At 58.4% G+C, this 14,929-nt stretch carries 8 protein-coding genes and 2 pseudogenes; 4 read left to right on the top strand and 6 right to left on the bottom strand.

Annotation, left to right across the window (positions count from 1 at the left end; translation table 11 throughout):
* Nucleotides 1-41: 41 nt before the first annotated feature.
* Nucleotides 42-2,354, bottom strand: a complete 2,313-nt coding sequence (locus H7847_RS05835) for a molybdopterin guanine dinucleotide-containing S/N-oxide reductase (protein WP_227268452.1) — start codon at nt 2,352-2,354, stop codon at nt 42-44.
* A gap of 138 nt (nt 2,355-2,492) precedes the next feature.
* Between H7847_RS05835 and H7847_RS05830 the strand changes: the two genes are divergently transcribed.
* Entirely contained in the window at nt 2,493-4,613 is a 2,121-nt protein-coding gene (locus H7847_RS05830) for a N,N-dimethylformamidase beta subunit family domain-containing protein (RefSeq protein ID WP_227268451.1), read from the top strand.
* A gap of 246 nt (nt 4,614-4,859) precedes the next feature.
* On the opposite strand, the gene H7847_RS05825 is transcribed toward H7847_RS05830, so the two are convergent.
* From H7847_RS05825 to H7847_RS05815, 3 genes are all read right to left on the bottom strand, one after another.
* Nucleotides 4,860-6,608 (bottom strand): flotillin family protein, encoded by a 1,749-nt coding sequence (locus H7847_RS05825; RefSeq protein WP_227268450.1) that lies wholly within the window; start codon nt 6,606-6,608, stop codon nt 4,860-4,862.
* A 22-nt stretch (nt 6,609-6,630) separates the two neighbouring features.
* The gene (locus H7847_RS05820) at nt 6,631-7,386 is read right to left on the bottom strand and encodes an OB-fold-containig protein (protein WP_227268449.1); all 756 of its coding nucleotides are present in this window, start codon (nt 7,384-7,386) and stop codon (nt 6,631-6,633) included.
* 540 nt (nt 7,387-7,926) lie between these two features.
* Nucleotides 7,927-10,173, bottom strand: a complete 2,247-nt coding sequence (locus tag H7847_RS05815) for a sensor domain-containing phosphodiesterase (RefSeq protein ID WP_227268448.1) — start codon at nt 10,171-10,173, stop codon at nt 7,927-7,929.
* Nucleotides 10,174-10,654: 481 nt separating this feature from the next.
* Here H7847_RS05815 and adhP point away from each other — a divergent pair, with 481 nt between their 5' ends.
* Nucleotides 10,655-11,677, top strand: a complete 1,023-nt coding sequence (adhP, locus tag H7847_RS05810; RefSeq protein WP_227268447.1) for an alcohol dehydrogenase AdhP — start codon at nt 10,655-10,657, stop codon at nt 11,675-11,677.
* A 369-nt stretch (nt 11,678-12,046) separates the two neighbouring features.
* Here adhP and H7847_RS05805 read toward each other — a convergent pair whose 3' ends face one another.
* Entirely contained in the window at nt 12,047-12,736 is a 690-nt protein-coding gene (locus tag H7847_RS05805; protein ID WP_227268446.1) for an EAL domain-containing protein, read from the bottom strand.
* Nucleotides 12,737-13,594: 858 nt separating this feature from the next.
* Here H7847_RS05805 and H7847_RS05800 point away from each other — a divergent pair.
* Together H7847_RS05800 and H7847_RS27110 are read left to right on the top strand one after the other, a co-directional pair.
* Nucleotides 13,595-13,891: a hypothetical protein gene (locus tag H7847_RS05800; RefSeq protein WP_227268445.1), complete on the top strand. Its 297-nt coding sequence runs from the start codon at nt 13,595-13,597 to the stop codon at nt 13,889-13,891.
* A pseudogene (locus H7847_RS27110) lies at nt 13,888-14,268 on the top strand (relaxase/mobilization nuclease domain-containing protein); the annotation flags it as partial. The gene H7847_RS05800 and the pseudogene H7847_RS27110, both read left to right, overlap by 4 nt.
* A gap of 525 nt (nt 14,269-14,793) precedes the next feature.
* Here H7847_RS27110 and H7847_RS05790 read toward each other — a convergent pair.
* Nucleotides 14,794-14,929 (bottom strand): annotated as a pseudogene (locus tag H7847_RS05790) (IS3 family transposase); the annotation flags it as partial.

Below are 14,929 nucleotides of genomic sequence, written 5' to 3'. Positions count from 1 at the left end.
AGATCACCACAAACGCCCTTCCTGCCGCCAATGGAGAGGCACTACGCCCTGTCCGCTGTGCGGGTCACAATGCGCGGAGGCGCATAGATCTGCGTCCGCGCCGCATTCTCGGGCGCGGCTTCTACCTCTACAAGACAGGTGTGCGCAATCGGTCCCTGCGCCAGCCGCGAGGTGCCCTTGTCCGGGGTCAGCACATTCGGGTTTCCGTTCCGGCAGGCTTTGCCATCCGGGTCGTACCACGCGCCGGTCGCCATCTGGATCACGCCGGGCATGATATCGTCACTGATCCGGAGCCCGGCAAAACAGGCCCCACGATCATTGAAAACCCGCACAGTCTGGCCCGCCTTCAGCCCCCGTGCGGCGGCATCCGCCCCATTCATCAGGCAGGGTTCACGCCCGTCAATCCGTGCCCCCTGGCTGACAGCTCCGTGGTCCAGTTGCGAATGCAGCTTGTGGCTAGGCTGGTTTGAGATCATATGCAGGGGATAGTCCTGCACCGCCCCCAGCCATTCCAGCGGCTCCAGCCAGACCGGATGGCCCGGACAGTCCGCATAGTCAAAGCCTGCAATCGTCTCCGAGAATATCTCGATCCGGCCGCTGGGGGTCTTGAGAGGATGGGCGACCGGGTCGGCGCGGAAGTCCTCCAGCATGATGGTATCGCGTTCGGGCTCTGGCACGCGGAACACGCCGTCCCGCTGGAAGCTGTCCCAGTCGGGCAGCACCACCCCCTCGCGCGCGGCGGACTGACGCGAAATGTCGTAAAGCCAGCGCTGCCACTCCTGCGGGCTGCGCCCTTCGGTAAAGGCGGCCTCCACCCCCATTTCAGCGGCGATACCGCGCAGGATGTCATGGTCGCTCCGGGCCTCGCCCACAGGGTCAATCGCCTGGTCCATGACTACTTGAAACGGGTCTTTCGGGGTCAGCGCGATGTCACTCCGCTCCAGCGAGGTCGTGCAGGGCAGCACAATGTCGGCGTGGCGCGCCAGCCCGTTCCAGCACCAATCGGTCGCAATCACGGTCTCGGGGCGCGCCCATGCCTTGCGCATTCTGTTCAGGTCCTGATGGTGGTGAAACGGATTGCCCCCGGCCCACCAGACCAGCCGGATGTCCGGGTACTGCCGACGCTGCCCGTTGTAGTCGAAGGAGCCGCCGGGGGTCTCCAGCATGTCCGTCAGCCGCGCGACCGGGATGAAATCGGGCACAGGGTTGGTGCCCTGCGGCAGCGCGGCATAGTCGATCTGGCGGCGCTGAAGCCCGACGTTGTTCATTGCCGAATAGCCGAACCCCAGCCCGGTCCCCGGCAACCCGATCTGGCCCAGCATCGCGGCCAGCGCAATCGCCGCCCAGAACGGTTGTTCGCCATGGTCCTGCCGGGTCAGAGACCAGCTCACCGAAATCATCGTGCGCTTTGACGCCATCCGCCGGGCGAGGTCCCTGATCTCCTGTGCCGGAACCGCGCAGATCTGCCCCGCCCATTCCGCCGTCTTGGGGATGCCATCGGGATCGCCCCGCAGATAGGCGGCAAAGCGGTCAAACCCGACCGTATAGCTGTCCAGAAACGCCGTGTCCTGCAGCCCTTGATCCAACAGGACATGCGCCAGCCCCAGCATCAGCGCCGCATCGGTTGAGGGGCGCGGGGCGATCCACCGCGCTTTGGCCGTGGAGGCCATGTCGGTTTTCAAAGGTGAAATGCTGACCCACTCGACCCCCGCCTCAACGGCGGCAGCAATACCTGCCTTCTGGACATGCGCCCCAAGACCGCCCTGCGATATCTGACCGTTCTTCAGAGGCACCCCGCCAAAGGCCACGAAAAGCTCGCAGTGCTTTGCAATCGACTGCCAGCTGGTCGAACTGTCCAGAGGTCCGCGAAAATCGCCCAGCACATGCGGCACGACAACTTCGGCCGCCGCGAAACTATAGGTGTTTTTTGAGCTGGTGTAGCCGCCAATGCAGTTGAGAAACCGCTTGAGCTGCCCTTGCGCATGGTGAAACCGCCCGGCACTGGCCCACCCATAGGAGCCCGCATAGATCGCCTGGTTGCCATGTTCTTGGATGACCCGGGTCAGCTCCGCGGCCACCAGACGCTCGGCCTCGGCCCAGCTCACCTGCACAAAGCTGTCGCTGCCGCGCAGATGCCCCGCGGTGCCCGGCCCGCCTTCGAGCCAGCTTTTGCGCACCATGGGCGCTGTGATCCGGGTCGGCCCGTCCAGAACGCCCGCGATCCCCTGCCCGATGGGCGAGGGATCATGATCATGACCAAAAGGCCGCAGCCCGGTCACGCGCCCGTCTTTCACGTCGACATGATAGGTCCCCCAATGGGCGCTCGTCAGGTAGTCTCGGTCAATCCGGGTCATGGTGTTTTCCTCTATCTTCGCACATGATCGCGACTGAGGCGGCGCAGTCAACGTTCAAGAGATATGCGAGGGCCTTGCATATTGCCATCGTACAGCGAATGGGCAATGGATCGGCACGCAATTCAGAGAGCAGCCAGAATGACCACAAGACCCAAAGACCTACCGCTTCTCGGATATGTGGACCAGCTCTCGGCCCGGCCCGGCGACACGCTGGATTTCATGGTGTCTTCGGTCTCGACCAAGCCGTTTGAGGCGCGGCTGATGCGCTCCATCAGTGCCGATCCCAACCCCGCAGGACCCGGCATCGTCGAAGAGGCCGCGGATACCTATTTCGCGCCGATCCGTGTCGCCTCGGTGCAGCAGCCCTTTGCGGCGGGCTCTTACGGGATCGGGCGCGAGGCCTTGAAGGCCACAGCGACCTCCGAGGTGATCCTGTCCGCCCGCATCTATCCCACCTTCCGCAGCCCGCAGGCACAAACCGTGATGAGCATCGGGCAATATGACCTTGGGATCGACGCGACGGGCTGCCTCTACCTACAGGCTGCCGAGGCCATGATCCACATCGGCACGCCCCTTGCGCTGCGGCGCTGGTACCAGCTCGAGGCCCGCGTCACCCAAAACACCATTTCTCTGACCCACCGCCCTCTCGGGCACGCAGCGGACGCTGGTGAAAGCGCCAAACCGGTCACGGTCCCCGATCTGTCCCTGAGGGGCCGCCCCGTCGTTGCGGCGCACCTCGGTGCCGACGGGCCAACGCAGCACTTCAATGGCAAGATCGAAGCGCCCGAGATCACCGCCGACGCAGAGGTGCTGTGTCAGTGGGATTTTGCCCTCGATATCTCCAGCCTTATCGTTCCTGCCACCAAAGGGCCTGATCTTGAGCTGATAAATTATCCCGCCCGCGCTGTGACCGGATCGGCCTGGGACGGGTCCGAGATGAACTGGACCCATAGACCCGCGCATTACGCCGCCATCCACTTTCATGAGGACGACATCTACGATTTCGGGTGGAAGAGCAGTTTTTCCTTTAAACTCCCGGATGATATGCCATCGGGCGTCTATGTGATGCGGATCAGCTGCGACGGCGCTGAGGACGCGATCCCCTTCTTTGTCTGCGCGCCTCCGGGTCAGCCCCGCGCGAAGCTTTGCGTGCTGGTCTCAACCTTCACCTATGCGATCTACGGCAATCACGCGCGGCCCGACTATCACCCATCGTGGCAGGAGAGGACCAGCGACTGGAACGCTTACCCCCACAACCCTGCAGAACATCCGCAATATGGCTTGTCGACCTATAATTACCATGCGGACGGGTCGGGCATCTGTCATGCCTCGCACAAGCGTCCGCTGTTCAACCTCAAGCCCGGCTATTTCACCTTCGGCGATACGGACTGTTCCGGGCTGCGCCATTTTCCGGCGGACATGCACCTGATTGCCTGGCTCCATGCGATGGGGATCGACTATGACATCGTGACCGACCGCGAGTTGCACAACCAAGGCCGGGCGGCCATTGCGGGCTACACCGCGCTGACCACCGGCAGCCACCCCGAATACCACACAAGCGAAACGCTGGATACGCTGCGCGACTACCGGGACGGGGGCGGTCATCTACTTTATCTTGGGGGAAATGGTTTTTACTGGCGCATCGCTCTTCACCCCGAAAGCGATGACATGCTGGAGATCCGCCGCGCCGAGGATGGTATCCGGGCCTGGGCGGCGGAACCGGGGGAGTATTACAACGCCTTTGACGGCACCTATGGCGGGCTGTGGCGGCGCAACGGACGCGCGCCGCAGGATCTGGTGGGGATCGGTTTCACCGCACAGGGCGAGTTTTTTGGCGATCCCTACCGCCGGGTCTGTATGGATCCCGCCTACGATTGGGTCTTTGAGGGTGTCGATGAAGAGCTGATCGGGGATTACGGCTTCTCCGGCAACGGTGCCGCGGGGTTTGAACTGGACCACATCGACCACCGGCTGGGCACCCCGGAAAATGCCGTGCTGCTCGCGCAGTCCGTCACGCGGGAGAATGGCTTCATGCTGGTGCCCGAAGAGCAACTGACTCATCTGACCAACCTGACCGGCGGCACCGCCAAAGAGGCAATGCACGCAGATATGGTGCTGATCGACTACCCCGGCGGCGGATCGGTCTTTGCGACAGGGTCGATTACCTTCTGCGGCAGCCTGCCCTGGAACAACTTCGACAACGGTGTCTCAAGATTGCTGCGCAATGTCATGACGAAGCTGTTGCGCACGCGCGTTTGACCGTCGCGAAGAACTGACCCAAGAGGATAGCCGTACAGCATCTTTGACCGGCTCATCCCGAAAATGGGGCGCTTGGTCAAACCGTAGAACCAGAGGCTGATACCAGCCGTGCAGCAGCGCCTTCAAGGGTCGGTATTGTTGCCTGTGCATGGTTTTGGGTCGATTGCACCCGGCTGGATTTCACCCTCAAACGGACAGGCGGCGGGCCGGAGAGATGCCCCGACCCCGCTCTACCGTGGCTTGGGGTTACTCAGGCGGTCTTCTTGCTTCGATGTTGACCGCCGCATCATCCTGAATGGCCTTGAGAGACGCATCTCCGTCTTCTTCTATAGCCTCAACGGATGTCTTGCCGCTTTCAATAGCCTCGATGGAGGCGTCATCTGTTTCGAGCAGGCTGTCTGTCAGACCGGCCACACCGTTTTCCATCGACACACCAAGCTCCTGACCGAGCTTTTTGAGCGCAGGCAACTGCACCGCCATACCCATGATCGAGTCAAGTGCCTGGTTCACCGGAGCCTTGTCACCAGAGCCGCCGCCAGACGCCCCCGGCAAGCCGTTCATGCCCCCCACATGGTGAATTCTGATCGAGTCGATCTTCTCCGCGGGCTTGACCATTTGCGCCACCACTTCGGGCAGTTTCTCCAGGCGTGCCAATGCAACTTTCATATTCACGATATCGGCCGCAATGGCATTTTCGGCTTCGACGATCGCGCGGCGCCCCTCGGCCTCCGCCAACAGGTCGATTTTTTTCGCATCTGCCCGGATGGTCAATGCATCCGCCTCGGCACGCGCTTCTTCGCGGTGTGCCTCGGCGCGGTCATGGGCTGCATCTTTCTCGGCCTGCGCTGCCAGGCGGATACGTGTCGCCTCCCGTTCAGCTTCCCGTTCCGCTTCGATCAGGGCGATGCGTTTGGCCCGTTCGGCCATCGCCACAGAGCGGGCGGTTTCGATGCTCTCGGAGGCCTTGGTCGCCTCCGCACGTGCCGCGTCCGCAGACGCGCTTGCCCGACTTTCCTCTTCGGACTTCACCGCAATGATGATCTGGCGCTCCTGATCTGCAACTTCGAGCTCGCGGTCGCGATTGATCTCGGCCTCGCGGATCGCACGTTCACGGGCGATATCAGCCGACCGAATGGCTTCCTCGCGCAGGATGCGGGCCTGTTCCTTCTCGCGCTCGGCATCTTCCTGACGGCGCGCGATTTCAGCCTCCTGAGCGGCCTCAAGTGTCGCGATCTCCTGACGCTGAGCGATGGCGGCCTGCTGCTCGTCCTGCTCAATCTTCAGCTTGAGACGCTCTGCCTCCATCGCGGCCCGGCGCACGGACACATCCGCATCGGCATCGATCTGCGCGCGGTCCTTTTTTGAGGCGGCAATGACTTCTGCCAGTTTCCGCATCCCGACCGCGTTAAAGGCGTTGTTTTCATCAAGTGCCTCAAACGGCGTCTGGTCTAAGGCTGTCAGCGAGACGGATTCCAGTTCCAGACCGTTCTTGAGCAGGTCTTCGGAAACCGCATTCTGAACCTCTTGCACGAATTCGGCACGGTTCTCGTGCAGTTCATCCATCGTCATCTGAGCCGCCACGGCCCGCAGACCATCCACCAGCTTGCCCTCGATCAACTCCCGCAGCTGATCGACGAAAAAGGTACGATCACCAAGGGTTTGCGCCGCTCTGCTGATCCCCTCTTCGGTGGCATTGACCGAGACATAGAACTCCACACCGACGTCAACGCGCATCCGGTCCTTGGTGATAAGCGCGCCCTCATGCGAGCGCTGCACCTCAAGGCGCAGGGTCTTCATGTTCACCGGGCTGATTTCATGCAGCAAGGGGACGACGATCGTGCCGCCATCCATGATGACTTTCTTACCCCCTGCCCCCGTTTTTACCAGGCTGACTTCGCGCGTGGCGCGCCGATAGAGACGCCCAAGTACCAAACCTACGAAAAGCAAAAATCCAATGACGCTGCCAACAATGATGGCGAGTGATGCGATGTCCATATGTGTCTCCTTATTACGTTGACTATTCGAAAATACCGGGGCGCTCGTCTTCGGGTCCCAGAGGCACCAGGCGATAGCCCTGATCGCGCCTGTGACGCAACACCATCACGCGCGTGCCAGCGGGGATCGTCTCGCTGTCTTTCAAGGGCTCCCCGCGCAGGTGATGCATGTTGCCATGACGGTCAACGATGCGGACCTCTGCCGGGCTATCACGTTTCGCGGTCCCTTGCGTGACGGTTCCCGTGCGCCGGCCCAAATGGCGGTTGGAGAGGGCAGTGCTTTCTGTCTTAGGCAGCATCCGCGCAAAAAAAGCACCAAAACGCCGCGCGAACCACAGGGCAGCGATACCGGCGGGCACCACTGCGATAACGGCTGCCAAGGGCGTTCCCACAAATGTCATCAGGAGGTTTTGCAGAATTACGCCTGTCAGCCCAAAGCCAAGCAGAAAAGCCGCGATCCAGATCAGTAGCGGCACCTTGCCAATGCCCAGCCACGCAACGGGTCCCGCGCCGGTCCCTACAGCCGTGCCACCCGCCACCTCAAGGTCGAGATCAGGATCCGCGAAATCGAAATCTGCGGGATCAGCAGTTCCGAAATCGATGTCGAGATCACCAAGATCCGGCGCATCGAAATCAATGTCGACCTCCGCATCTGCGCCCCCCCCCAAGAGAGTTGCCCCCAGAAGCGACAGAATGATTTCCAGCGCCAACAGGCCAAACAGCAAGGCAAGCGCGATTGTGAACGGCACAAAAGCTGCCGTCAAGTAGAGGTCGAACATGGCTCGGCCTTTCGATTGTATTCAATGGTATACACTTAAGATAGGCTGCTCACAAACGCGTTACAAGGGTCGGGCGCCGAGACGGAAACCGATCTTGCTTCGGATAGAACCACTGGATTGAGACGGATATGTGTCAGAGAGTTGCGCATTTTGAGATATGCAGCCCTGACCAAAAGCATCTCCTTGCATACGTTTCAATGCAGTAAATGCGGGTCCGGAACGATCAAACCCTACAGATATGGCTCACTGGATTGCATTGGCGGAAGAATTCAGATCGTCGGCTCGCCACCGCGCCCAGGGTCAAACGCGCTCGGATCAAGAAACAGTCGCTTTTATCCGCAGAGCCCCTTTGCCACGGCTTCCATCTCCTGGCTCTTTCAGGAATTGGATCAGCGGCGTTCTGCAATTCAGCGCCCCCTCCGGCACGCAGCTTGTCTGCGCGCTACATTCCAGAAACGCAAACCAATGCAATACATGTGACCGGCCATGCGGTTGGTAAACATCTAGACCCTGCTACTTGGAAGGGGCGCGGGCCGCAGGCTAGCCTGTCAATTTGCTGCGCCCCGAAGGGCTTGCACGTTCCACGAGGAAATCGGTGGCTTCCGACGCACAAAGCGGTCTGCTGTAGAAGAAACCCTGAACTTCGTCGCAGTTCTGCTCGCGCAGGAAGGTCTCGTGTTCAGGCGCCTCCACGCCTTCGGCAATAACCTCAAACCCCAGACTATGACACAGACGGACAAGACCACTTGTCAGCCTCGCATTCGACGGGTTTACGGCCAGATCCATGACGAACCTTCTGTCAATCTTGACCCGGTCCAGCGGGAATTGCATCAAGGAGCAGAGCGACGCAAACCCGGTGCCAAAATCATCAAAGGCGATCGTCACGCCCATGGCGTTGATCGCTTCAAGCACCGCCTGGATCTTTTCGGAATTGCCAAGCGCCACCCGTTCGGTCACCTCGACCTCGATCAAAGACGCTGTTGTTTGATGGCGCTGCATTGCCTCTTTCAGGACTTTGGGCAGGTTGTCGCCATAAAGCTGGCTGGCGGACACATTGATCCCGACCCGCACCGGCGTGCCAAGATCGCGCCACAGGCTGGCTTGCCGACAGGCCAAATCGATCACACGGCGCCCGACCGAAATGTCAAAGGCGGAGGTTTCCAGCGCATTGAGGAAATGCTCGGGGGACAGCAGACCCCGTTCAGGGTGGTCCCACCGCAGCAACCCTTCCATCCCCACAACAACATCGTTGGAGAGCCGGAGCTGCGGCTGATAGTAGAGTTTGAACTCGTCATTTTGCAGCGCGCGTTCAAACTCGCCCATTAGAACAATGCGGTGGTCGTTTTCGACCCGCATGGATGGATCATAGGTCACATGGCGATGCCGTCCGCGCTTCTTGGCCAGGCGCAGAGCAAGGTCCGCATCCACCATGGTACGTTCGCCATCATGTTTCTCAGCGCCCAGAACCCTGATACCAATTGAAAGCTCGACATGCAGATTGTGGCCGCCAATCTCGAAGGGGTGTTCCATTGCCTTGACAATGCAATCGGCGGCGCGAATGGAATCCTGATAGCCCCCGTCCACAAGCAGCGCAAATTCGTCTCCGCCAAGTCGCGCCGCAAGCCATGCCTGTGATGCGCAATTGACGATGCGTTTTGCAATTTCGACCAGAAGACTGTCTCCGACGGCATGTCCCATCGCGTCATTGATGTCCTTGAAGCGGTCGACATCGAACAGCAAAACACCGGTTGGCGGAACAACCTCCGGGGCCAAGCGGCTTTCCAGCGCCGCGTTCCAGCAACGCCGGTTGGCCAGCCCCGTCAACGGGTCAGAGTTCGCCAGTTTCAGGGCTTCCAGCCGGGCCTCTTCCTGTTGCGTGACATCATGTGTTGCGCCACGATACCCGACAAAGGCACCCTGCTCATCAAAGACCGGTCGGCCACTTGTGGACAAATGAAGCGTCTTGCCACCCACTTCGGTGGAGTACCGCATGTCACGAAACGGCAGCCGCGCGTCCAAAGTCTGAATATGAGAACGCCAAGGCTCACTACGGACATCTGCATCCAGCATTTCCCAGCGTGTCCGCCCGATCATGCGCTTCATGGCCGCATCAACTTCATCGTTTTCCTGGTCAAGGCTTTGGTGAAGGCCAGTCAGTTTTTGCGAAGCGAAGTGCGTAAAGCGGTGTGAGGTGTCGGTCTCCCAGAAAACATCGAGGGCCGCGGAGGTGAAATCCTCCAGTTTCTTCTTGGCCTCAGCGCTGGTCCGCTGGCTCGCGCGACCTTCCATGACATCGACAACAAGAGAGGCCATTTTCGAGAGCAGCACCCGGTCTTCGGCAACAAATTCGTGGTGGACAACCGTGTCTACAAGGCAAAGCGTGCCAACAACAAACCCGTCGGATGTCCGCAAAGGGGCCCCCGCATAAAACCGGATGCCCCCCGGCGCCGTAACCAGTTCATTGTCCGCAAAACGTTCGTCTTTTGTTGCGTCATATACGACCATGACGTCATCCTGATTAACGGCGTAGGCACAAAAGGAAACATCCAGGTTTGTTTCGCAGGCTTCAAGGCCAACGCGCGCCTTGAACCACTGCCGATTGAGATCAATCAGCGAGACGAGAACGATAGGGACCGAAAAAATGCGTGACGCGATTTCGACAATGTGATCAAAAGCGGATTCCGGCGCGGTGTCGAGGATCTGAAACCGCTGCAACGCAGAGACATTCGAAAGATGCCGCGTCTGATCCGCACACCGATGCACCGGCAGATCATCATCATTTACCATTTGAACCATCCGCTCTCAAATAACTGGCTAAAATGAATAAGGTTCATTGGTTAAATTGCTGTGTCATTCAATTCAGAACGCAGAATATCAAGTTGACGGGTGACCAAAGAATAGCTGCATTTTTAGCTCAATCCTTTGTACTGATCCCGCCGCGCGCGCAGTTCTTTGGATCGCTCAAACTCCCGGGGGCATAGGATCACGCTTCCGAACGCCCGTCACACACTCCGAGCATTCCTTTGCGCGTTTCTTCCAGAGTTGCGCGCTTGGAAGAAACGCTTCAAGACCTGCAAACCCCATACCGGATTGTTACCTTGCGTGAAGGACCCGGTGCGGAACCACCGGTGACCGAAGGTGACCGATCAGGTATTTTCACACCACAAGACAGGTCGATTACCACTCCGAATTGATGTTGATCAACCAAAGCCACCGCAATCCTGTGTAGCACTATCAAAACCGTCATTCGAATTTGGAGCGATAGAACATGCAAAAAACAATGAAGGCCGCTGTTGTCACGAAACTGGGTGATCCGCTGGACATCCGGGAGGTGAACGTCCCCGAAATCGGGCCCGGCCAGGTTCTTGTGCGAGTCCACGCCTCGGGTGTGTGCCACACAGATCTACATGCCGCCGAGGGGGATTGGCCGGTAAAGCCGACGGCTCCCTTTATTCCGGGGCATGAAGGCGTCGGCGAGGTGGCAGCGGTCGGCGCGGGCGTGACCCATCTCAAAGAGGGCGACCGGGTTGGTGTACCGTGGCTGCATACCGCCTGTGGTCGATGCGAGCACTGCTCCGGTGGATGGGAAACCCTGTGTGAAAGCCAGCAGAACACCGGCTATTCCGTTGACGGTGCTTATGCCGAATTCGTGCGGGCCGATGCAAATTATGTTGGCCATATCCCTGACACGCTTGAATTCGGGGCATCGTCTCCCGTGCTCTGCGCGGGGGTCACCGTTTACAAGGCGCTGAAGGAAACCGAAGTGAGGCCAGGCCAGTGGGTGGCCATTTCCGGGATCGGGGGCCTTGGCCACATGGCGGTGCAGTATGCCAAGGCGATGGGGATGAACGTTGTGGCTGTCGATGTGGCCGACAGCAAGCTGGATTTAGCCCGCTCTCTGGGTGCTGATGAGACAATCAACGCAACCAAGGTCGATCCGGTCGCAGAAGTTACAAAGCATCTGGGAGGTGTTCACGGTGCATTGGTGACTGCCGTCAACACCGCGGCTTTTGCGCAGGCCACAGGCATGTTGCGTCGGCACGGCACGATGTCTTTGGTGGGGCTGCCCCCGGGTGACTTCCCGCTCCCGATCTTCGACGTTGTCCTGAAGCGGCTGACCATTCGCGGCTCTATCGTCGGGACCCGGCTCGATCTGTCGGAGGCCCTGTCCATCGCAGCCGAAGGAAAAGTTGAGACCACCTACAAATGGGACAAGCTTGAAAACATCAACGCAGTATTTGACCAGATGCGTGCGGGGACCATCGACGGGCGGATCGTGCTCGAAATCTAATCTCGAGCGAGGCGGCTTGGAAGGAGGGCCGCGCCGGTGCCGGGACACTGCGCGTCTGCAACTCCGTGTGACCGGACATCTGTCAGGACCGAGGTGCGGATGATCTTCGGCCGGTCCGAAATCTGCGGAAGGCATCACTGCCACGGTTCATGTCACTCCCGGCATAAAATCCAAGCCGCACCCTCTAATGCTGCACATCCCCAGGTGCGTAACCGGGGCGTGCTTAGCTGGTCTGGTTTTCAAGGGGGCCATGAGGTGCAGCATCAGCCTACCGCGAGACCCCGCATGGCTTGTCGCCCAAAGGTCAATACGTCTTTAACGATGAGCACGCGGGGACTTTTCACGGCTCCAAAGTATTTTACATGAATTTCAACGCAGTACACAGTCTGGTTCGGTTTGAATGCTTTCAAACTGGGGCTTTGCGAGATAGTACCCTTGTATCAGATTGACACCAAGGTCGCGCAGTTGGTTCAACTCGCCGACCGTCTCGACCCCTTCGACAATCAACTGAACCCCAAGATCCTTACAGAGCGATTGCATGCTTTTAACAACGTTCTGCCGCACCGGGCTTTGGTCGATATCAACGATGAGGTGGCGATCCAGTTTTATCAAATCGGGGACCACGTCTACCAGCAGGTTGAGCCCTGAATACCCCCCGCCAAAATCATCAATGGCTGTCTGAAATCCGAATTTCTGATAGGTCTCCACAATGTTTTTCAAGTGACCGGCATCGCGTATCAACTCGTTTTCCGTGAACTCGAAAATGATGTTCTTGATGTCAAAATCGCACTTATCAGCAGTCCACAAGGTATGCTGGATGCAGTTGCGCGGCTCGTAAACTGCATTCGGCATGAAATTTATGGACAGCTTGCCATCAAGCTTGGCGGCGGTGGCAACCTCAATCGCGGTTGTCCGGCAAAGTTGGTCGAACTGGTAGCGGTTTTCGTCGTTCACGTGCTCGAATATCTGCGCTGCGCTGCGTCCATCTTTACCGCGTATCAAGGCCTCCTGAGCGAATACAAGCCCTGTGGTGACATCAAAAATCGGCTGAAAAGCCATGGTGATATCTTCTTCGAAGGCTCTGCCGGGTCGAGATCCGCAGTAATTGCAATCTCGCCGGAAACTCTTACCAACCATTGAACATGCCACCTTGAAACGCTCGCTTACATCGGTGTCGTGTCGCACAGATGCTTTAAGAATTTCCGAATTTCAACCAGCAATCCGATGGACGGTGCTCTAGCTCTGCGGCGAGCTAGGCACCCCATCCTCACTTTCCAGCGTTGAAGATCCCAAGTCTCTGACCGGCGCGCGGATGAGCCATCATCTGCATCGCTACGTCAAAGACGCTGAAATCGCGCCTTCTGCCAGAATGTCATCAATGGCTTTAAAAGAACCCCCTGGAACGCACCCCTCTTCGAGGAACCATTCTGGTGTCAGATTGTGCATGGTTCGGTATTGATGGAGGATAAAACTCCCCGTCGGACGAGTTGGGTTTGACGATAAGGAAAATCGGGCTCAGATTGGCACTTTCAGAACCGCTGAATATGATCGAAAAACAGGCTATCGAAAACCAAGAACGTTGTTACCGTTCAATATGTTAGGTGGCTTGGCAGGCTCTGCCTGCAAAATGGTGCGCCAAAACGGCGATACCTCGAACACGCCTGATGACATATTTGAAACGCTCTCAGATTGGCAGGAACAACTCAAACACCTTGATATACCTGATCTTTCTGAAGGTCCGGAGGTGGAGCCATGAAGGAGATCAAAAAATCAGATTTTCAGAAACCGCTTAGCTTGAGACACGATCTGCGTGTTGCGGCGCAAGAAGATGCTCCGTAACAGAAGACAACTCCGCCACCATTCTCAATCCGTTCTACGTTTGAAGAGCGAGCCGCGCTGGACAGGGCGGCGGCTGAAATGCCGCTGGGAGCATACATCCGTCAAAAGCTGTTTGACGGGGAACTGACGCCGCGCCGCACAAGAGGCAATGCACCGGTCAAGGATCATGCCGCTTTGGGAAAGGTCCTCGGCGCACTTGGGGCCTCGCGCCTGTCGAGTAATCTCAACCAGATCGCAAAAGCTGCTCATATGGGTGCGCTGCCCGTGACGCCGGAACTTGAACAGGAGTTGAGCGAGGCCTGCACGTCGGTGCGCAACATGCGCGCCGATCTCATGCGTGCACTTGGGTTTCGACAATCTGAGGGGCCATCATGATCTTAAAAGGCTCTCAACGCGGCGGCGCAATGCAATTGGCAGGGCACTTGCTGAACGCCGAAGAGAATGAACATGTGGAAGTCTACGAACTGCGCGGCTTCGTCTCGGACACCTCCCTGAGCAATGCGCTGCAGGAAGTCGCGGCGATCTCAAAAGGAACACGCTACCAGCAGATTTTATTCTCACTCAGTGTTAGCCCGCCGATTGGCGAAGCTGTTTCCATCGCAGATTTCGAAACAGCCATCGACAAGGTCGAAGAGAAGCTGGGATTGTCTGATCAAGCTCGCGCAATTGTGTTTCATGAGAAAGAAGGCCGCCGCCATGCGCATGTTGTGTGGTCGCGCATCGATGTCGAGGACATGAAGGCGATCAATCTTCCGCATTACAAACTGAAGCTGAAAGCTATCTCAAAAGATCTGTTTCTTGAACATGGCTGGCAATTGCCGGATGGATTCAAGGATAAGTTTTTGCTTGATCAAACGACCTTCAGCCGCGCGGAATGGCAGCAAGCCAAGCGGGCAAAACAAGAACCCAAGCTCTTGAAGGCAATGTTTCAGGAATGCTGGGCGTCCTCAGACAACCGCATATCGTTTCAGAAGGCATTGGAAGAGAAAGGCTTTTACCTTGCCAAGGGGCGGCGGGGTTTTGTTGCGCTTGATTACAAGGGCGAAGTCTATCCGGTCTCAAGATGGTCAGGACAGAAAGCAAAAGACGTCAAGGCCAAACTGGGCGATCCGACATCACTGCCCAGCGTCGAAGATACCAAGTCTCTGATCGGCGCGCGGATGAGCCATCATCTGCAGCGCTATATCAAAGACGCCGAAACCGCGCTGTCTACCAAGATGTCATCCATGGTTCTAAAAAAATCCCAGATTAAAGAGCGGCACTGCGCAGCGCGCCAAAAGCTGCATGAACCGGCGACCGTCCTCCAATGCGTCCGACATGAAGTCGAGCGACCATCGCTGGTTCGGCCCCTGTGGGATTGCCATAGGCGTTCGCGTCCCGACTGCCCGCTTGCGTCCGCCCCGTTTACGAACG

Origin of the sequence: Roseobacter weihaiensis (genome assembly GCF_020622345.1) — a bacterium.
Lineage (GTDB): Bacteria > Pseudomonadota > Alphaproteobacteria > Rhodobacterales > Rhodobacteraceae > Roseobacter > Roseobacter weihaiensis.
This window is presented reverse-complemented; position numbering and strand designations above follow the sequence as displayed.